Annotated in this window: 15 protein-coding genes; 3 read left to right on the top strand and 12 right to left on the bottom strand. The window is 74.0% G+C overall.

All coding sequences use genetic code 11. The features are described 5' to 3' along the window. Positions 1-27: 27 nt before the first annotated feature. Positions 28-1,422, bottom strand: a complete 1,395-nt coding sequence (locus AB0P03_RS14920; RefSeq protein ID WP_363629197.1) for a DUF2079 domain-containing protein — start codon at positions 1,420-1,422, stop codon at positions 28-30. 129 nt (positions 1,423-1,551) lie between these two features. Between AB0P03_RS14920 and AB0P03_RS14915 the strand changes: the two genes are divergently transcribed. Next, positions 1,552-2,229 carry a response regulator transcription factor gene (locus AB0P03_RS14915; RefSeq protein WP_363586409.1) on the top strand — a complete coding sequence of 226 codons (678 nt, stop codon included), beginning with the start codon at positions 1,552-1,554 and terminating at the stop codon, positions 2,227-2,229. Continuing rightward, entirely contained in the window at positions 2,219-3,805 is a 1,587-nt protein-coding gene (locus AB0P03_RS14910) for a HAMP domain-containing sensor histidine kinase (RefSeq protein WP_363586410.1), read from the top strand. Before AB0P03_RS14915 ends, AB0P03_RS14910 begins: the two co-directional genes overlap by 11 nt. On the opposite strand, the gene AB0P03_RS14905 is transcribed toward AB0P03_RS14910, so the two are convergent. The 10 genes from AB0P03_RS14905 to AB0P03_RS14860 form a co-directional block, all read right to left on the bottom strand. Next, entirely contained in the window at positions 3,806-4,864 is a 1,059-nt protein-coding gene (locus AB0P03_RS14905; protein ID WP_363629196.1) for a hypothetical protein, read from the bottom strand. 116 nt (positions 4,865-4,980) lie between these two features. Continuing rightward, positions 4,981-5,559 carry a hypothetical protein gene (locus tag AB0P03_RS14900; RefSeq protein ID WP_363629194.1) on the bottom strand — a complete coding sequence of 193 codons (579 nt, stop codon included), beginning with the start codon at positions 5,557-5,559 and terminating at the stop codon, positions 4,981-4,983. Positions 5,560-5,692: 133 nt separating this feature from the next. After that, a complete protein-coding gene (locus AB0P03_RS14895) occupies positions 5,693-7,015 on the bottom strand; it encodes a glutamate-5-semialdehyde dehydrogenase (protein ID WP_363586413.1) in 1,323 nt (440 codons plus the stop codon). A gap of 136 nt (positions 7,016-7,151) precedes the next feature. Further along, positions 7,152-7,550: a hypothetical protein gene (locus AB0P03_RS14890; RefSeq protein ID WP_363586437.1), complete on the bottom strand. Its 399-nt coding sequence runs from the start codon at positions 7,548-7,550 to the stop codon at positions 7,152-7,154. 294 nt (positions 7,551-7,844) lie between these two features. Further along, entirely contained in the window at positions 7,845-8,981 is a 1,137-nt protein-coding gene (proB, locus tag AB0P03_RS14885) for a glutamate 5-kinase (RefSeq protein WP_363586414.1), read from the bottom strand. A gap of 321 nt (positions 8,982-9,302) precedes the next feature. Further along, a complete protein-coding gene (gene obgE / locus AB0P03_RS14880; protein ID WP_363586415.1) occupies positions 9,303-10,781 on the bottom strand; it encodes a GTPase ObgE in 1,479 nt (492 codons plus the stop codon). A gap of 100 nt (positions 10,782-10,881) precedes the next feature. Then, positions 10,882-11,139, bottom strand: a complete 258-nt coding sequence (rpmA, locus tag AB0P03_RS14875) for a 50S ribosomal protein L27 (RefSeq protein ID WP_360211510.1) — start codon at positions 11,137-11,139, stop codon at positions 10,882-10,884. A gap of 14 nt (positions 11,140-11,153) precedes the next feature. Next, positions 11,154-11,471, bottom strand: coding sequence for a 50S ribosomal protein L21 (gene rplU / locus AB0P03_RS14870; RefSeq protein ID WP_280677087.1), 318 nt, complete (start codon positions 11,469-11,471; stop codon positions 11,154-11,156). Positions 11,472-11,704: 233 nt separating this feature from the next. Continuing rightward, positions 11,705-15,274, bottom strand: coding sequence for an Rne/Rng family ribonuclease (locus AB0P03_RS14865; RefSeq protein WP_363629192.1), 3,570 nt, complete (start codon positions 15,272-15,274; stop codon positions 11,705-11,707). Positions 15,275-15,706: 432 nt separating this feature from the next. Continuing rightward, positions 15,707-16,468, bottom strand: a complete 762-nt coding sequence (locus AB0P03_RS14860; RefSeq protein WP_363629191.1) for a TIGR03936 family radical SAM-associated protein — start codon at positions 16,466-16,468, stop codon at positions 15,707-15,709. Between the two features lie 411 nt (positions 16,469-16,879). Between AB0P03_RS14860 and AB0P03_RS14855 the strand changes: the two genes are divergently transcribed. Then, the gene (locus AB0P03_RS14855) at positions 16,880-17,254 is read left to right on the top strand and encodes a peptidoglycan-binding domain-containing protein (RefSeq protein WP_363586418.1); all 375 of its coding nucleotides are present in this window, start codon (positions 16,880-16,882) and stop codon (positions 17,252-17,254) included. Between the two features lie 193 nt (positions 17,255-17,447). On the opposite strand, the gene AB0P03_RS14850 is transcribed toward AB0P03_RS14855, so the two are convergent. After that, entirely contained in the window at positions 17,448-19,391 is a 1,944-nt protein-coding gene (locus AB0P03_RS14850; RefSeq protein WP_363586419.1) for a TIGR03960 family B12-binding radical SAM protein, read from the bottom strand. Positions 19,392-19,692: the final 301 nt, after the last annotated feature.

Here is a 19,692-nt window from a genome sequence, read left to right as displayed (position 1 = left end):
GGTCACCGGCCGTCGGCCTGCCGGGGCCTACCCCGGCTGCCAGTGGTACACCGCCACCCCGGCCCCGTCCGCCACCCGCCGGTACCCGCCGCCGACCAGGCCGGCCAGGAACCGCCGCTGCTCCGCCACCGGCACCGGGAAGGCGTCCGGCTCCTCCAGCACCGCCACCCACTCCGCCACCGGCCGCCCCCAGCCGCCCGGCCCGCCCACCCCGCCCGGCGGCGTCAGGTACGGGAACAGCGACACCGTGCAGCGCCCGGTCAGCTGCGGCGCCAGGCGGTTGGCGGCGGCCACCCGGGCGCCGTCCGGGACGACCGCCAGCACCCGGCGCACCTGCGCCGCCCGCCCGTCGCCCCGCCGGGCGTCCCCCGACAGCACGCCCGCCACCGGGCCGGTCGCGGTCAGCGCCACCGTGACGGCGAGCATCCCCGCCGCCACCGGCAGCCCCCGGCCCAGCCGGCCCAGCCGGGGCAGCCGGGGCAACAGCAGGCCCACCCCGTGCAGCCCCGCCGTGCACAGCAGCGGCACCAGCACCGCGTCGTAGTGCTGCCCGGTGCGCCAGAACGCCGGATTGACCACCCAGAACCGGGCCGCCAGCAGCACGCCCGCCAGCAGCACCAGCGGCGAGCGCAGCGCCAGCAGCAGCGTCGGCGCCAGCAGCAGCAGGACGGTCAGCGCCTTGACCTCCGGGAACAGCAGCCGGACCACCGGGTTCCCGCCGTCGAACTCCCCCATGTGCGCGTACGTGTACTCGCCGCCCGGGTTCACCGCCGGGATCACCACCAGGGTGACCAGCAGCCCGGCCGCCACCGCCACCAGCACGGTGACCGCCCCCAGCCGGCGCCGCCCGCGCCACCACACGTAGCCGCCGACCGCCGCGACCAGCAGCGCCTGGTCCTCCTTGACCAGCAGCAGCGGCAGCGCCCACGCCACCGCCGGGCCGTACCGCTCCCGGGCCAGCGCCACCACCGCGGCCGCCGCGAGCGGCACCGCGAAGGCCACCTCGTGGAAGTCGAACGCCACCGCACTCTGCAACCCCGCCGACAGCCCGTACGCGACCCCGGCGACCGCCCCGCCCGCCGGCCCCAGCACCCGCACCGCGTACGCCGTCACCGGCACCGCGGACAGCGCCACCAGCACCGCCTGCGCCACCAGCAGCGTGCCGGGGCCCGGCCAGAGCCGGTAGAACGGCGCCAGCACCGCCAGCACCGGGCTGAAGTGGTCGCCCAGGAGGTTGAAGCCCGTACCCTTCAGCGCGACCACCGGTGCTTCGAGCCGGGAGTAGGCGCGCACCGCCTCCTCGAAGATGCCCAAGTCGAAACCCGAACTCTCCAACCGGGCGTGCCGGGTGAGCGAGACCGCCGCGTACAGCGGGGCGAACAGGGCGGCCACCGACCACGGCAGCACACGTCGGAAATCCATGGTCCGGACGCTAGGAATTCCGCACTGAAGGGAAACTGAGGAAAGCTGAGGAAAACTTCAGTTCGGATATCCCGGGCAAGCCGGTCATGGCCGTTGCGGGAAAACTGAATTCCACCAAGGATGGGCGTCATGCGGCTACTGATCGTCGAGGACGAGGAGCGGCTCGCGCAGTCCCTGAGACAGGGGCTGGCGGCCGAGGGATACGCGGTCGACCTGGCGGCCGACGGCGTCCAGGGGCTCGAACTCGCCCTCGTCGAGCCCTATTCGGTGATCGTGCTCGATCTGATGCTGCCCGGCCTCAACGGCTTCAAGGTCTGCCGCGAACTGCGCGGCGCCGGGAATTCCGTACCGATTCTGATGCTCACCGCGAAGAACGGCGAGTACGACGAGGCCGAGGCGCTGGACTGCGGCGCCGACGACTTCCTCAGCAAACCGTTCTCCTACGTCGTGCTCACCGCCCGGCTGCGCGCCCTGCTGCGCCGCGGCGCCGTCGCCCGCCCACCGGTGCTCGCGGTCGGCGCGCTGCGGATCGACCCGGCGGCCCGCCGCTGCACCGCCGCCGACCGACAGGTCCGGCTCACCACCAAGGAGTTCGCCGTGCTGGAGTGCCTGGCCCACCGACCCGGCGAGGTGATCCCCAAGGGCGGCATCCTGGACACCGTCTGGGACGCCGCCTTCCGGGGCGACGTGAACATCGTCGAGGTCTACATCGCGGCCCTGCGGCGGAAACTGGACGTGCCCGGCATCGGCTGCCGGATCGAGACGGTGCGCGGCGCCGGATACCGGCTGGTGCCCGATGCGCGCTGACCGCCTCCACCCGCTGCTGCGCCCCTGGCACCGCTCCTCGCTCCGCATCCGCGCCGCCCTCGGCGCGGCCCTCGCCTCGGTGCTGGCCTTCTCGGTGGCCAGCCTCTGGGTCGGCGGCGCGGTCCACGACCAGTGGACGGCCGTCACCGAGAAGCAGGCCGAGCGCAGCATCCAACTCGTCACCCACGACATACCCGGCGGTTCACAGACCTGGGTCGAATCCCTGCAGGAGTCCTTCGTCCTGGTCCTGGCGGACGGACGGCTGGCGTTCCCGGTCCGCCCCTGGGACGCCGGCCGCGTCTGGAACGACACCCGCACGAACGCCTCCTGGGTCCAGGCCAGCACCCTGCTGGAGGAGTACGCCGGTCTGCCGGTCGAACCCTTCGCCAAGATGCCGTCCTACCCCCAGAACGCCACACCGGGCCGCACCGACCGGATCCGGATCCACCTGCCCGTCCACACCCGGCTGTGGCACCCGCCGCGGAGCGGCCCCGACCTCACCGACCGGGACGTCACCCTGCTCAAGCGGATCACCGACCAGGCGTCCTCGGAGGCGCTGGAGAAGTACACCGGCATCGCGGGCCTGCCGGCCCAGCGCGTCACCGTCTACCTGCTGGTCAACCCCACCGCCGCCGACCAGGCCGAGGACCGGACCACCGGCATCCTGCTGCGCTACGTACTGCCCGCCGCGACCCTGTTCACCGCCCTGATCGCCTGGCTGGTCACCGGCCTGGCGCTGCGCCCGGTGGAGTCGATCCGCCGGGGCATGGCCCGGATCGGCGCCGGCGCCTTCCACGAGCGCGTCCCGGTGCCGCCCTCGCGGGACGCCATCGCGCGGCTGGCCGAGACCACCAACACCACGCTCGGCCGCCTGGAACACGCGATCGACGAGCAGCGCCGGCTGGTCTCGGACGCCTCGCACGAGCTGCGCAGCCCACTGGCCGCACTGCGCAACTCGCTGGAGGTGCCGCTGGCCCACCCGGCGGGCGTGGAGTGGCCGCAGGTGGTGCGCGACGCGCTCACCGACACCGAGCGGCTGCAACTGCTCACCGACGACCTGCTGCTGCTCGCCGCCGTCGAGGAGCCCACCGGGCCGCTCGGCGGCGAGCCGGTGGACCTCGCCGACCTGGTCGGCGAGCAGCTCGGCGAACGCACCCACCTGCCCTCCGGCGGGCCCGCCTTCCTGGCCGTCTCCCTGGAGCCCGCACCCGTCCCGGGCAGCGAACTGCGGCTGGGCCGGCTGGTGCGCAACCTGCTCGACAACGCCGCCCGGCACGCCCGCACCGCCGTCGCCGTCTCGGTGACCGTCGAGGACGGGCACGCCGTGCTGACCGTCACGGACGACGGCCCGGGCATCCCGCCGGAGGACCGGGAGCGGGTCTTCGACCGGTTCGTCCGGCTGGACGACGCCCGATCCCGCGACGCCGGCGGCGCCGGCCTGGGCCTCGCCCTGGTCCGCTCGATCGCCCGCGGCGTCCACGGCACCGCCGCCTTCACCGACCCGCCGTCGCCCGGCCCGGGCGCCCGCGCGGTGGTCCGCCTCCCGCTCGCCGCCGGCGCCCCGGACAGGACCTGACTAAGGCGCGAGCACCCCGCACACCTGCCAGGCCGGCTGCGCGTGGTTGCCCGGGTCGATCGGCGCCGGCGGCGGGACCCGGGTGCCCTGCGGGGTGGCCAGCACCGGCTGGAGGAAGCCGGCCATCGAGGTGGTGCAGGGCTCCGGCCCGGCCTGGACCACCGAGTCCACCAGCCGCAGCTGGGCCGAGGCCAGGTCGACCCGGTCGAACTGGAAGGTCAGCTGCCGCCGGACGGTCTCCAGGGTCACCGGCGCACCGGCCGCGGCTCCGGCCGGCTTCAGCGCGTAGACGAAGGTGTGGTCGGTGGTGATCTGCAGCGTGCCGCCGTCGGCCTCGTCGATCCGCATCGCGCCGGTCACCTTCACGGTGTCGGCGGCCAGCGCGACCTGCGCCGGGTCGAAGCGCACCAGCCAGCCGGTCAGCGCGTGGTGCCGGTCGTCGACCGGCTGGGTCACGCTGGTGTCGAACTGGGCCTGCTCCCCGGGGGTGACGAAGGCCCGCACGTCGGCGGTCGCGCCCTGGACGAGGGTGGCCGGGGCCAGCGAGGAGGCCACCAGGTAGCGCTGGACGGTGTCGAGCGCCTTGGTCACCTCGACCCGGCTGAAGTGCTCGGTGGCGGCCCCGGTCGGGGTGCCCAGTCCGATCGCCCCGTCGCTGTACCCGACCGGCAGCGCGGCGAACGGGTTGGCCGGGTCGGCGACCGGCCGGACCACCGAGGCCGGGGCCAACGCGACCAGGCTGACGGTCAGTTGGCTGCCCTCGGGCCGGGCCGAGATCCGGTTCGGCGAGCTGACCCCGAAGTACACCGCGGCCCCGAAGGCCAGCAGCACGAGCAGCAGCAGCGCGAGCGCCTGCCGCGGCACGCTGCCCAGCGGGCCGAACCGCACCCGCGGTCGGGTGGCCCGGCCGAAGGACCCGGCCAGCCGCTCCCGGGCGGACAGCTCCTGGATCCGGGCAGCCCGGACGAAGGATTCGTCGAAGACGACGGACCGGTACTCGTCCTCATTGCCGGAACCACCGTCGGGCGCACCCTCAGGAGGCTCTCGCGGGTCACCCATGACACCAGGGTAAGGCGCGCCGTCGCCCCTCCACGAGGGTGCGACCGCAGATTCCCGGGAACGCCCCGCAACCGCCCGCCCCGGCGCGCACCACCCCTGCGCCACGCCCTACGACGTCACCCCGCAGGTGCCGTGACCACGAGCGACGGCTCGGCGGGCGCGGGCCTCGGGTCGGTCCCGGGACTGCTGCTGCCGGACTCCGGGCGCCGGGGCGCGCCGGAGGAGCCGCCCACGCCCTGGTAGATCGCCGCGACCGCGACGGCCACCAGGCTCACGCCCATGATCACGGCGAGCACCCACGCCACCGGCCGGTGCCAGCGCTGCTGGGCCACGTACCGCCCGCGCCCGCGCGCCGGGTCGTAGCCGCGTCGGCGGCGGCCCGGGCGGCCGGTCGCCCGGCCGGGGCCCGACCAGGGATCGGAGTACAGGTGGTCGTCGTCGAGTCCGCTCGGGTGCGGGCGCAGCTCCAGCGGCAGCCCGTCCCCGGCGGTGACGTCATAGCCCCAGACCGGGCCCGCGGTGTCCGGCTCGAACCGGGCCTCGGCGGCGGCGAGCTGCCGCTCCTTGGCCGTCGGCTCGTGCACGGCGGCGGACCGGACGAAGGCCTCATCGAAGACCACGGTGGCGAACTCGTCGTCCGCACCACCGTGGTCGGCGCCGTCGGGGTACGGCGAGCCCCCCACATCGTCAGCCACGGCTTCAGCGTATTACCGGGCGGCCGATTTGTCTGTGGCTCATCGCAGTTGGTCCGTCACACGTGTGACGCGGGCCGCCGCGGACCGCCCCGGGGCCCGGCCGGCCCGCCGCGCGGGCCGGGACGGGCCGCGCTCAGCGCACGTCCGCGTCCCCGCCCACGGTCTGCGTCGCCTCGCCGCGCACGTGCCCGTCACCAGTGACGATGTACTTGGTGCTGGTCAGCTCGGGCAGGCCCATCGGGCCGCGGGCGTGCAGCTTCTGGGTGGAGATGCCGATCTCCGCGCCGAAGCCGAACTCGGCGCCGTCGGTGAAGCGGGTGGAGGCGTTGACGGCCACCGTGGTCGAGTCGACCAGCCGGGTGAAGCGCCGGGCGGCGGCCTGCGAGGTGGTGACGATCGCCTCGGTGTGGCCGGAGGACCAGCGGCGGATGTGCTCGACGGCGGCGTCCAGCGAGGGCACCACGGCCGCGGCCAGGTCGTAGGACAGGTACTCGGCGCCCCAGTCCTCGTCGGTGGCGGGCACCACGGTGGCGGCGCCGCCCTCGGCGGCCTTGAGCACCGCGTCGTCGCCGTGCACGGTCACCCCGGCCTCGGCGAGGGCGGCCAGCGCGAGCGGCAGGAAGGCGTCCGCGACGTCCTGGTGGACGAGCAGCGTCTCGGCCGCGTTGCAGACGCTGACCCGCTGCGCCTTGGAGTTCAGCAGGATGCCGACGGCCATCGCCAGGTCGGTCTGCGCGTCCACGTAGACGTGGCAGTTGCCGGTGCCGGTCTCGATCACGGGCACGGTCGAGCCCTCGACCACCGTGCGGATCAGCGAGGCCCCGCCGCGCGGGATCAGCACGTCGACCAGGCCGCGGGCCCTCATCAGCTCCTGGACGGAGTCCCGGCTCTCGCCCGGGACGAGCTGGACGGCGTCGGCGGGCAGCCCGGCCGCGGCGACCGCGTCCCGCAGGACGGCGACCAGCGCGGTGTTGGAGCGGTAGGCGGAGGCCGAGCCGCGCAGCAGCACGGCGTTGCCGGACTTGAGGCAGAGCGCGGCGGCGTCCACCGTGACGTTCGGCCGGGCCTCGTAGATGATGCCGACCACGCCGAGCGGCACCCGCACCTGGCGCACGTCCAGGCCGTTGGGCAGGGTGTAGCCGCGCAGCACCTCGCCGACCGGGTCGGGCAGGCCGACGACGTCGCGCACGTCGGAGGCGATCGCGGCGATCCGCTCGTGGTCGAGGCTCAGCCGGTCGATCACCGACTCGGCGGTGCCGGCCGCGCGGGCGCGGGCCACGTCCTCGGCGTTGGCGGCGGTGATCTCGGCGCTGCGGGCCACCAGGGCGTCCGCGATCGCCAGCAGCGCGGCGTCCTTCGCCCTGCGCGGCAGCGGGGCGAGCGCGGCGGCGGCCTCCCGGGCTCGGCGCGCTACGGCGAGGACGGGGCTGTCGGCGGTGGCGAGGTCGCTGCTCATGCGCCAAGGGTAGCGACTGCGCAGGGCCCGCCGAGCGGCCATTTCGCCCGGTGAGACGGCCTGGCGGGACGGTTCTCCCCTGTGGCTCATCCGTCTCCGGGCCTCATCCCGGGGGCCGCGCCGGGGGGCGTCCCCCTCAGTACGGGTGCACCCCGCCCAGGTGCGGCGGCGGATCGCCGAAGCCCTCCGCCACCCGCTTGTGGTACGTCGCCCGGTCGACCACCTCCAGGCCGACGATCTCCCACGGCGGCAGGTTCGCCGTGACCTTGTGCTCGCCCCACAGCCGCAGCGCTATCGCCGCCGCGTCGTGCAGGTCCCGGGCCTGCTCCCAGTACCGGATCTCGGCGTGGTCGGCGGCGTAGCGGGCGGTGAGGAAGAACGAGTGGTCGTGCGCCAGCCGCTCCAGCGAGGCCCGCAGCGAGGACAGCGGGGTGACCTGCCCGGACACGCTCAGCACCACGTGCCAGAGCCGGGCCTGCTCGGGCACGGTGGGCGGCTCCCCCGGGTCCGCGTGCTGCGACCGCGGCCTGCGCATCCCGCCGGGCCCCTGCGGCGGCGGACCGGCCGGCTCGGCGGGTCCGTCCCCGCGTCCGCCGTCGATGCTGGTCAGCCGCCGGCCCGCCGTCCCTGCGGTCAGCGTTGCCTCGCTTCTGCGTTCCACCGGCGGCCTCCTGTTCGGCGATGTCGTGTCGTCCCCCGCACCGGACCCGCCGGCCCGCGGCCGACCGGTACGGCTGCACCGCTCCTCGCCCGCGGCCGGGCCACTCCCCGTGCGGAGCGGCCCGCCCACCGCGCTCTGCCGATCGGCCGGTACCGGCACACCGGCCGGTCAGCCGCGCAGAACGACCAGGTCGTCGCGGTGGACGACCTCACGCTCGTACGCGGCGCCGAACTCCTGGGCCAGGTCGCGGGTGGACCGGCCGAGCAGGCGGGGCAACTCCCTCGCATCAAAGTTGACCAGTCCGCGAGCCACGATGTGGCCGTTTTCGGCAAGAAGGTCCACCGGATCACCCGCCGTGAACTCCCCGTCCACCTTGGTGACCCCGGCGGGCAGCAGCGAGGCGCCGCCGGAGACGACGGCCGTGACGGCGCCCGCGTCGAGGTGCAGGGCGCCGCGCGGGCTGCTCGCGTGGGCCAGCCAGAGCATCCGGTCGGAGGTGCGGCTGCCGGTGCGCAGGAACAGGGTGCCGGTGCGCCGTCCGGCCAGCGCGTCGGCGGCCTGGCTGGCGGCGGTGAGCACCACCGGGATGCCCGCGCCGGTGGCGATCCGGGCCGCCTCGACCTTGGTGACCATGCCGCCGGTGCCGACGCCGGCCTTGCCCGCGCTGCCGATCTCGACGCCGTCGAGGTCGTGCGGGCCGCTCACCTGGTCGATCCGGCTGGTGCCGGGCCGGGCCGGGTCGCCGTCGTAGAGGCCGTCCACGTCGGAGAGCAGCACGAGCAGGTCGGCCCGGACCAGGTGGGCGACCAGCGCGGCCAACCGGTCGTTGTCCCCGAACTTGATTTCGGCGGTGGCGACGGTGTCGTTCTCGTTGACGATCGGCATCGCGCCCATCGCCAGCAGCTGGTCGAGGGTGCGGTAGGCGTTGCGGTAGTGGGCGCGCCGGCTGGCGTCCTCGGCGGTGAGCAGCACCTGGCCGACCCGGATGCCGTACCGGGCGAAGGAGGCGGTGTAGCGGGCGACCAGCAGGCCCTGGCCGACGCTGGCGGCGGCCTGCTGGCGGGCCAGGTCCTTGGGCCGCTTGTCCAGGCCGAGCGGGGCCAGGCCGGCGGCGATGGCGCCGGAGGAGACGAGGACGACCTCGGGCGCGTCCGGGCGGCTGCGCACCTTGGCGAGCGCGTCGACCAGGGCGTCGACCCGGTCGGCGTCCAGGCCGCCGGCCGCCGTGGTGAGGGAGGAGGAGCCGACCTTGACGACGATCCGCCGGGCGGTCAGCACCTCCTCGCGCAGTGAGTCCTCGCTCATCTCGCTGTACGCCCTTCCGGTGTGGTGCGGGTGCGGCGGGCCGGGCCCGGCCGTCACCCCCGAAATCTACGCGATCCGCGCAGGTCGCCCGCAGGGTGTTTCACCGTCCGGACCCGCCCCGGCCACGGCGCCGCGACGGCCGGATCGCCGGTCCGGACGGCCGGCGGGCCGGGGCCGGTACGGTCCCTGACCGCGGGCCCGACGAAAGTGACGCCCCGTCGGTTCCGAACGGGGGCCGGACACGCGAACGGCCCCCACCGCCCCGGAGGGTGGTGGGGGCCGTTCGCCCAGGCCGGCTCGGGACGCGTCCCGCCGGCCGGGTCACTCCTCGTCGTCGCCCTCGTCGATGGCGGCCGGGCGGGTGCTGGAGAGCGCCTCGAAGGCGAGGAACTCGGCCTCGGCCGCGTCCCGGCCCTTCTGCTTCTCGCGGCGGCGGTCGACCGCCGGGCGCGGGCTCTCCAGGCGGTGGTCCTCACCGCGGCGGCCGAGCATCTCGGCGCCGGCGGCCATGGTCGGCTCCCAGTCGAAGACGACGGCGTTCTCGTCCGGGCCGATGATGACGGTGTCGCCCTCGTGCGCCCCGACCTTCCACAGCTTGTCCTCGACGCCGAGGCGGGCCAGCCGGTCGGCGAGGTAGCCGACGGCCTCGTCGTTGGAGAAGTCGGTCTGGCGGACCCAGCGCTCCGGCTTGGTGCCGCGGATGCGGTAGGCGCCGTCCTCCTCGGTGATGGTGAAGCCCTCGTCGTCAACGGCCTTGGGCCGCAGCACGATCCGGGTCGACTCCTCGACCGGCTTGGCGGCGCGCGCCTCGGCGACGATCTGCGCCAGCGCGAAGTTCAGCTCGCGCAGGCCCTTGCGGGAGGCGGCGGAGACCTCGAACACCCGGTAGCCGCGCTCCTCCAGGGACTCCCGGGTGAGGTCGGCGATGTCCTGGCCGTCCGGCACGTCCACCTTGTTGAGCGCGACCAGGCGCGGGCGCTCCTCCAGACCGCCGTACTCGGCCAGCTCGGCCTCGATGGTCTCCAGGTCGGTCAGCGGGTCGCGGCCGGGCTCCAGGGTGGCGCAGTCCAGCACGTGCACCAGCACCGAGCAGCGCTCGACGTGCCGCAGGAACTCCAGGCCCAGGCCGCGGCCCTGGCTGGCGCCGGGGATCAGGCCGGGCACGTCGGCGATGGTGTAGACGGTGTCGCCGGCGGTGACCACGCCAAGGTTGGGGATCAGGGTGGTGAACGGGTAGTCCGCGATCTTCGGCTTGGCCGCCGAGAGCACCGAGATCAGCGAGGACTTGCCGGCGCTCGGGTAGCCGACCAGGGCCACGTCGGCGACGGACTTGAGCTCCATCACGATGTCGCGGGCCTCGCCGGGCTCGCCGAGCAGCGCGAAGCCGGGCGCCTTGCGGCGGGCCGAGGACAGCGCGGCGTTGCCGAGGCCGCCACGGCCGCCCTGGGCGGCGACGAAGCTGGTGCCGTGCCCGACCAGGTCGGCCAGCACCTCGCCGTTGCGGTCCAGCACCACGGTGCCGTCCGGCACCAGCAGGACGAGGTCGCCGCCGTCCGCGCCGGTGCGGTGGCCGCCCGCGCCGGGCTTGCCGTTGGTGGCCTTGCGCTTGGGCGAGTGGTGGTACTCCAGCAGGGTGGTGATCTGCGCGTCGACGGTGAGGATGACGCTGCCGCCCTCGCCGCCGTTGCCGCCGTCGGGGCCGCCGAGCGGCTTGAACTTCTCCCGGTGCACGGAGGCGCAGCCGTGGCCCCCGTTACCCGCGGCGACGTGAAGTTCGACGCGGTCCACGAAGGTGGTCATGGTGTGCCTCCAGTGTGCGAAAGTCTGCTGCTACCTGCGTAAAGCATGAAGGGTGGACCGGAACATTCCGGCCCACCCTTCACTGTGAGTCTGGTGTGACTCAGGCCTCGGAGGCCACGATGTTGACGACCTTGCGGCCGCGGCGGGTGCCGAACTGCACGGCACCGGCGGTCAGCGCGAACAGGGTGTCGTCGCCACCGCGACCGACGCCCGCACCCGGGTGGAAGTGGGTGCCGCGCTGGCGCACGAGGATCTCGCCGGCGGAGACGACCTGGCCGCCGAAGCGCTTCACGCCGAGGCGCTGGGCGTTCGAGTCACGGCCGTTGCGGGTAGAGCTTGCGCCCTTCTTGTGTGCCATATCTCGCTATCCCCTTACTTGCTGACCGAGTCGATGCTGGTGATGCGCACCGCGGTGTGCTTCTGACGGTGACCCTGGCGACGGCGGTAGCCGGTCTTGTTCTTGTAGCGCAGGATGACGATCTTGTCGCCCTTGGTCTGGTCGACGACCTCGGCGTGGGCCTTCACACCGGCCAGGACCCACGGGTCGGACGTGACGGCTTCGCCGTCGACGATCAGGATGGTCGAGAGCTCGACCGAGTCACCCGGCTTGGCCTCGATACGGTCGATCTCCAGCACGTCGCCGACGGCGACCTTGTGCTGGCGGCCGCCTGCGCGAACGATCGCGTACATGCGGTACCTGCTTTCCTTACTCGGTCGGAACTCCCGACGCCAGCCACCTGGGTACGGACACAGGGGCCTCTCCCCGCCCGCTGCCGCGCGAACGCGGCGCTTCGGGAAGGTGATGTGCTCGGGAGCGTGTGGCGTAGACACGCCGAGGGTCAAGAATACGGACCGGCCGCCCGGGGGGCAAACCGGCCCGTACGGCCCGGGGCGGGAAGGGTCCCGCCCCGGGCGCGTGGGCACTACTCGGCCGCCGTATCACCTTCGGCGGCCGCCGCCTTCTTGGCCGCCGCGCTCGTCCGCTTGGTCGCGGTCTTGCGGGCGGTGGTCTTCTTGGCCGCCGTGGTCGTCTTCTTGGCGGCGGTCTTCTTCGCGGCGGTCTTGCGGGCGGCTCGCTTCTTGGGCGCCGGAGCCTCCTCCGCGGGCGGCTCCTCTGCCTCGGCCTCGGTGGCCGGGGCCTCCGCCGCCGGAGCCTCGACGACGGCCTCCACGGTCTCGACGGCCGGGGCCTCCTCCGCCGGAGCCTCGACGACGGCCTCCACGGCCTCGACGGCCTCGGGCGTCACCACGGCCGGGGCGGCCGGGTTGGCGGCCTCCAGGGCCGCCTCCAGCGCCGCGTCGGCCCGCGCCTGGAGCACCACGATCTCGGCCTCGCCCGGCGCCCCGGCCGGAGCCGTCGCCTTGCGGACCGCGCGGCGGCGGGTGCGGCCGGCCGGAGCCGCCGGGGCCGCGGGGATCTCGACCAGGTCCGGCTGGGCGGCCGGGGCCTCCTCGACGGCCTCCGCCTCGACGCCCGGGACCTCCAGGGCCAGCTGGCCCTCGATCTCCTCGCGCACCGGCTCGCCCTCGACGACCACCTCGGCCACCGCGGCCTCGACGGCCTGCGGCTCCTCGGCGGCCGCCCCGCCCTTGCCCCGGCGACGGCGCTTGCTGCTGCCCGCGGCCGCCTCGGCCGACACGGCCGGGGTGTGGACGTGGGCGCTCGGCTGCTCCATGTGAACGATCACGCCGCGGCCGTTGCAGTGCACGCACGGCTCGGAGAAGGACTCCAGCAGGCCCTGGCCGACCCGCTTGCGGGTCATCTGAACCAGGCCCAGCGAGGTGACCTCGGCCACCTGGTGCTTGGTCCGGTCCCGGCCCAGGCACTCCAGCAGTCGGCGCAGCACCAGGTCCCGGTTGGACTCCAGCACCATGTCGATGAAGTCGATCACGATGATGCCGCCGAGGTCGCGCAGCCGCAGCTGGCGCACGATCTCCTCGGCCGCCTCGATGTTGTTGCGGGTGACCGTCTCCTCCAGGTTGCCGCCCTGACCGACGAACTTCCCGGTGTTGACGTCGATGACGACCATCGCCTCGGTGCGGTCGATCACCAGCGAACCGCCGCTGGGCAGCCAGACCTTGCGGTCCAGCGCCTTCATCAGCTGCTCGTCGATCCGGTAGGTGGCGAACACGTCCACCTCGGAGGTCCACCGCTGGAGCCGCTCGGCGAGGTCCGGGGCCACGTTGGAGACGTAGTCGTGGATGGTGCTCCACGCCTCGTCGCCGGAGACGATGACCTTGGTGAAGTCCTCGTTGAAGATGTCGCGGACGACCCGGACGGTCATGTCCGGCTCGCCGTACAGCAGCGCGGGGGCGTTGCCGGTCGCGGCCTTCTTCTGGATGTCCTCCCACTGCTGCTGCAGCCGCTGGACGTCGCGGGTCAGCTCGTCCTCGGAGGCGCCCTCGGCGGCGGTGCGCACGATGACGCCCGCGTCGTCCGGGACGATCTTCTTGAGGATCTGCTTCAGCCGGGCACGCTCGTTCTCGGGGAGCTTGCGCGAGATGCCGGTCATCGAGCCCTCGGGCACGTAGACCAGGTAACGGCCGGGCAGCGAGATCTGGCTGGTCAGGCGGGCGCCCTTGTGGCCGATCGGGTCCTTGGAGACCTGCACCAGCACGGACTGGCCGGACTTCAGCACCGACTCGATCCGGCGCGGGCCACCGTGGCCCAGCGCACCGAAGTTGACCTCGCCGGCGTACAGCACGGCGTTGCGGCCCTTGCCGATGTCGACGAAGGCGGCCTCCATCGACGGCAGCACGTTCTGGACCTTGCCCAGGTAGACGTTGCCGACGTACGAGGTGGCCTGCTCCTTGTTGACGTAGTGCTCGACCAGCACGCCGTCCTCGAGGACGCCGATCTGGGTCCGCTGGCCGTTCTGGCGCACCACCATGACGCGCTCGACCGACTCGCGGCGGGCCAGGAACTCGGCCTCGGTGATGATCGGCACCCGGCGGCGGCCCAGCTCGCGGCCCTCGCGGCGGCGCTGCTTCTTCGCCTCCAGACGGGTCGAGCCCTTGATGGACTGCACCTCGTCCGGGTCGAAGGACGGCTCGGTGGAACGGCGGCGCGGCTCGCGCACCTTCACCACCGTGCGGACCCCGTCCTCGGTGGTCTCGGCGGTCTCGACAGCACCGGCCTCACCGCTGCGGCGGCGACGACGGCGACGACGGCGGGACGAGGACAGGCCGGCGGCCAGGTCGTCGTCGTCCTCGACGTCCTCCTCGACGTCCGCGGCCGGCTCCTCGACGACGGACTGCCCGGTCTCGACGGCCTCGGCCTCGAACTCCTCGGCCTCGCCACGGCGACGACGGCGGCCGCCCCGACGGCGACGGCGCGACGGACGGTCGTCCTCCCACTCGCCCTCGGTCTCCGGACCGGCGACGGGGGCCTCGACGACGGGCGCCTCGACCGGCACCTCGACGACCCGCTCGACCGGCTTCGCCTTCTCGGCGGCCTTCGCCCGCTCGATGACCTTGGCCTTCTCAGCCTTCTCGGCCTTCTCGGCGGCCTTCCTCTCGGCGGCCTTCGAACGGCTCGGCGGCTGCACCCGCACCGAAGTGCGCACCCGGCGGCGGCGGCCGACGCCGCTGTACTCGAACTCGTCCTCCTCGCGCTGCGCGGCGACCGGAGCCTCCACCGGCGCCGGAGCGGCGGCGGGCTGCTGCGGCGCCTGCGGCTGCGCGGCGGGGGCCGGGCCGGCGGCGGGCTCCTGGAACACCGGAGCCTGGAAGATCGCGGTGGACGGGCGGACCGCACGGCGGCGCACCCGGTGGGTCGGCTCGGCGGCCGGCGCGGGCTGGACGGCCACGGGCTCCTCGACCGGCTCCTCCTCGACGGGCTCCTCCGCGACGGCGGGCTCCTCGACGGCGGGCTCGACGACCGGCGCGGCCTCGACCACGCGGCGGCGACGGGCCCGGCGGGCCGGAGCGGCGGGGGCCTCCTCGACAGCCTCCTCGGCGGCGGGGGCCTCGGCCACCGGGGCGGCGGCAGCGGGCTCCTCGGCCGGGGTCTCGGCGGCGGCCGGCGCCCCGGCGGGCGCCTCGGCGCGCTTGCGGGTGCGGCGGGCCCGGACCGGCTTCTCGGCCACCGGCTCGGCGGCCGGCTCAGCGGCGTTCTCGACCGGCTTCGCGGTCGCCTTCGCGCTTGCCTTCGCGGTCGTCTTCTCGGCGGCGGCCGGCTCGGTGGCCACGACCGGGGTCGTCTCCGGCGTCCCGGCCGGAGCCTCGGCGCGCTTGCGGGTCCGGCGGGCCCGGACCGGCTTCTCGGCCACCGGCTCGGCGGCCGGTGCGGCCTGCGCCTCGGCGACGGGCGCCTCGGCCGGAATGACCGTCTCGGCCGTCTCGGCGGCCGCACCCTGCGGGGTGCCCGCCGGGCGGGACACCGCACGGCGACGGCGGCGCGGCGGCGCCGCGGAGGTGCCCTCGCCGCCGGTCGCGGCGGTCTCGTTCTGTTCCGTCGCCGCGTTCTGCTGCGGATCGGTGTTATCGAGCATGCGGGTGGATCTCCCGTCAGGCCCCCGGGCTCCACATCCGGGCACGGCACGGCACCCGTGGCCGGCCGGCATCGTGACGATGCTCGGGCCGGACCCTTTCACGGTGCCGCCGCGCGGACGCGAGGCCGCACAGGGGCTCGTAGTCTCGCTCGGCGCCCCGCCGCTCGGCGGGGTGTCGAAAGTCTTCTGGTCTGACCAGTCTTCTGAGGTTTTCCCAAGCTGCGCCGTTCCCCAACCCCGGGTGGCTCCCGGACGGGGTTCCCGGGCCCACCGACCTTCCTGGTCGGCGGGCCTCAGGTGGCCGGCCTGTGCTGCGACGACGCTCGCTCCCCTGGGGAGCCGCGGGAACCTGGAGGACCGTCGGGCCCAGTGAGGCACTGGGCCCGGCCTCCGCCCGTCAGGCGGACGCGGCCCCGCGAACCCCGGCGGCTGTCAGCCGGCCGGAGCCGCGGCGCGGTCGAGCGCCAGCGGGTCGGTCACCGTGCCGGACTCCTCGTCGAGCGGCCCCTGCGCCAGCCTGGTCACCTCTGCGGGGACCGGCGGCGCCAGGTCGGCCGTCACACGGAGACCGGACAATACGTCGTCGGGTCGTACGGCGGGTGTGGCGTGTCGTACTACCAGGCGCAGTATCGCACAGGCACGGCCGGTCCGAACATTGCGGTCCGCTTCGGCCGCCGTGTCCGCACCGTCGACGACCTGCGGCGCGGCGATCTCGAGCACCGCCACCGGACCGCGCGCGTCGAAGACCCGCACGCCGTTCTTGGTCACGCGTTCGACCTCGACCCGCTCCGCGGCGAGGAACACCGCGACCGCGCGGGCGGCCTCCTGCGACTCGACGCCGTCCAGCCGGAGCAGCCACTCGGAGGCCTCCAGGCGCTCCACGAAGTTCGGCGTCCGGACCTCGACCGCGTCGATCACGTCCAGTCCGGTCGGCAGCGACTCGTCCAGTTGTGCCCGCAGTTCCTCCGGGTCACGGAGGGCGGCCAGGCCGATCTCCAGGTACTCCGCCTCGCTCGCCACCCCGGTCGGGGCCGCGTTGGCGTAGGACACCTTCGGGTGCGGGGTGAAGCCGGCCGAATAGGCCATCGGCACGGCGGACCGGCGCAGGGCGCGCTCGAAAGCACGCTGGAAGTCGCGGTGGCTGGTGAAGCGGAGCCGGCCGCGCTTGGTGTAGCGGAGACGGATCCGCTGCACCGTCGGCGCGGGCGGAGGACCGTCGGGCGTACGGCGTGCCAGGGTCGCTCAGTCCTTAGTCAGTTGTCCCCGTCCGGCGCGACGGCTGCCGCCGCTGTCCGGACTCTGTCACCTCAAAGGGTACGCGCCCCGCCACCCCCCCTCGTCCCGCCCCTGGTCAGCCGCACCCCGACGCCCCCGGCCGGGACGCTCCGACCGAGGGGGCGGCGCCCGCAACCCCCCGGCCACCCACGGCGAGCACGTCCCCGCAGGTGGCGGGCCGTTCTGAGGCCCTCGTCCGGCGGCGGGAAAATTCCCGGAACATCCCTGATGCCGTTCCTCCGTGTTGGGACGCCCGCCCGCTAGGCAGGATTCGAGCCGTCCGAGTGCGACTCACCCGGACCCACCGACCGCACACCGGGGGTGTGCGGCATGAGGAAGGGAACCTCCATGCGCAAGATCCTCGCCGGCCTCGCAGTGACCGGCCTCCTGTTCGCGGGCGGCGTCGCCACGGCGGGCAGCGCGTCCGCGGCGCAGGCCGGCAGCTACTGCGGGACCACCTACACGACCTGGGAGCCGCTGCTGCGCGGCGGCGAGCACAACGACGCCGTCAAGGCCCTGCAGTGCGAGCTCAACTCCTCCCTGAACACCACCCCCCTGAACGTCGACGGCGCGTTCGGACAGGACACCCTGAGCAGGGTGCTGCGGTTCCAGGCCTGTACCGGCCTCTCCCAGGACGGTCAGGTCGGCGCGCAGACCTGGGCCAAGCTGGACTCCATCAGCACCTCGACCAACTGGGCCTGCTGATCCCGCATCCGGGCCCCGCCCGACGACCGGAGGACGCGGCGGCGATACCCGCCGGCCGGCGCCTCACGCACCGGCCGTCGTCCGCTCGGCGAACGCATGGAGCCCTCCCCGATTCCCGGGGAGGGCTCCATCCGTCACGTCGAGCACGTCACGCGGCCCGGACCCACCCGATCCGCGCCACCCGCGCCATCAACTAGCCCTGCGGGTCAGCCCCGTTGACCACGGCCAGCGGCAGCAGCTTCTTCCCGGTGGGACCGATCTGGATCTTGAGGTCCATCTGCGGGCACACGCCGCAATCGAAGCACGGGGTCCAACGGCAGTCGTCGACCTCGACCTCCTCCAGGGCGTCCTGCCAGTCCTCCCAGAGCCAGTCCTTGTCGAGGCCGCTGTCCAGGTGGTCCCAGGGCAGCACCTCCTCGTAGGTGCGCTCGCGGGTGGTGTACCAGTCGACGTCGACGCCGGTGCCGGCCAGGCCCTTCTCGGCGGAGGCCATCCAGCGGTCGTAGGAGAAGTGCTCGCGCCAGCCGTCGAAGCGGCCGCCGTCCTCGTAGACGGCGCGGATGACGGCGCCGATGCGGCGGTCGCCGCGGGACAGCAGGCCCTCGACGATGCCGGGCTTGCCGTCGTGGTAGCGGTAGCCGATGTTCTTGCCGTACTTGCGGTCGCCGCGGATCGAGTCGCGCAGCTTGGCCAGCCGGGCATCGGTGGCCTCGGCGGACAGCTGCGGGGCCCACTGGAACGGGGTGTGCGGCTTGGGCACGAACCCGCCGATGGAGACGGTGCAGCGGATGTCGTTCTGGCCGGTGACCTCGCGGCCCTTCTGGATGACGTTCTTCGCCATCGCGCCGATCTGGAGCACGTCCTCGTCGGTCTCGGTGGGCAGGCCGCACATGAAGTACAGCTTCACCTGGCGCCAGCCGTTGCCGTAGGCGGTGGCGACGGTGCGGATCAGGTCCTCCTCCGACACCATCTTGTTGATCACCTTGCGCATGCGCTCGCTGCCGCCCTCGGGGGCGAAGGTGAGGCCCGAGCGGCGGCCGTTGCGGGACAGCTCGTTGGCGAGGTCGATGTTGAAGGCGTCGACGCGGGTGGACGGCAGCGACAGGCCGATCTTGTCGTCGCTGTAGCGGTCGGCCAGGCCCTTGGCGATGTCCCCGATCTCGGTGTGGTCGGCGCTGGACAGCGACAGCAGGCCCACTTCCTCGAAACCGGTCGCCTTCAGCCCGCGCTCCACCATCTCGCCGATGCCGGTGATGCTTCGCTCCCGCACGGGGCGCGTGATCATGCCGGCCTGGCAGAAGCGGCAGCCGCGGGTGCAGCCGCGGAAGATCTCCACGGACATCCGCTCGTGCACGGTCTCCGCGAGCGGGACGAGCGGCTGCTTCGGGTAGGGCCACTCGTCGAGGTCCATCACGGTGTGCTTGGACACCCGCCACGGCACGCCCGGGGCGTTCGGCACGACGCGCCCGATCCGGCCGTCGGCCAGGTACTCCACGTCGTAGAACTTCGGCACGTACACCCCGCCGGTACGGGCGAGGCGCAGCAGCAGCTCGTCGCGTCCGCCCGGGCGGCCCTCGGCCTTCCAGCCGCGGACGAGCTCGGTGATGTCGAGCACGGCCTGCTCGCCGTCGCCGACCACCGCGCAGTCGATGAAGTCCGCGATCGGCTCGGGGTTGAACGCGGCGTGGCCGCCGGCCAGGACGATCGGGTCCTCGTCGGTGCGGTCCTTGGCCTCCAGCGGGATGCCGGCCAGGTCGAGCGCGGTCAGCATGTTGGTGTAGCCGAGCTCGGTGGAGAACGACAGGCCGAACACGTCGAAGGCCTTCACCGGGCGGTGCGCGTCCACGGTGAACTGCGGGACGTCGTGCTCGCGCATCAGCGCTTCGAGGTCCGGCCAGACGCTGTAGGTGCGCTCGGCGAGCACGCCCTCGCGCTCGTTGAGCACCTCGTAGAGGATCATGACGCCCTGGTTGGGCAGGCCGACCTCGTAGGCGTCGGGGTACATCAGCGCCCAGCGGACGTCGCAGGCGTCCCAGTCCTTGACGGTCGAGTTGAGCTCGCCGCCGACGTACTGGATCGGCTTCTGGACGTGCGGGAGGAGGGCCTCCAGGCGTGGGAAGACCGATTCGACAGTCATGTACTAGGAACCCTTACGACGTGATTCGGTGCCGCGCGCATCGGCAGGCGACGGCGGGGAGGGGTGACCCTCAAGGGTAGCCCAATCCGGGGAAAGGCCCGCTGGCTCACCCCCGGGCTCACCGACGCCCGGCCCGGGCACCCGCCCGCGCTCCGGCGCGGCCGCCCCTCCCCGGCCCGCCCCGGCACGCGCAGTGCGCGCCCGCCGCCCGACGCCGTCCGCCGTTGACATGCCCGGACCACCCATGCGGTACTGACAGGGCCCCGCCAGAGACCTCTGCACCCCTTCCGGACAAGGGAGT

This window comes from Kitasatospora sp. NPDC088779, from assembly GCF_040685395.1.
Classification (GTDB): domain Bacteria; phylum Actinomycetota; class Actinomycetes; order Streptomycetales; family Streptomycetaceae; genus Kitasatospora.
This window is presented reverse-complemented; position numbering and strand designations above follow the sequence as displayed.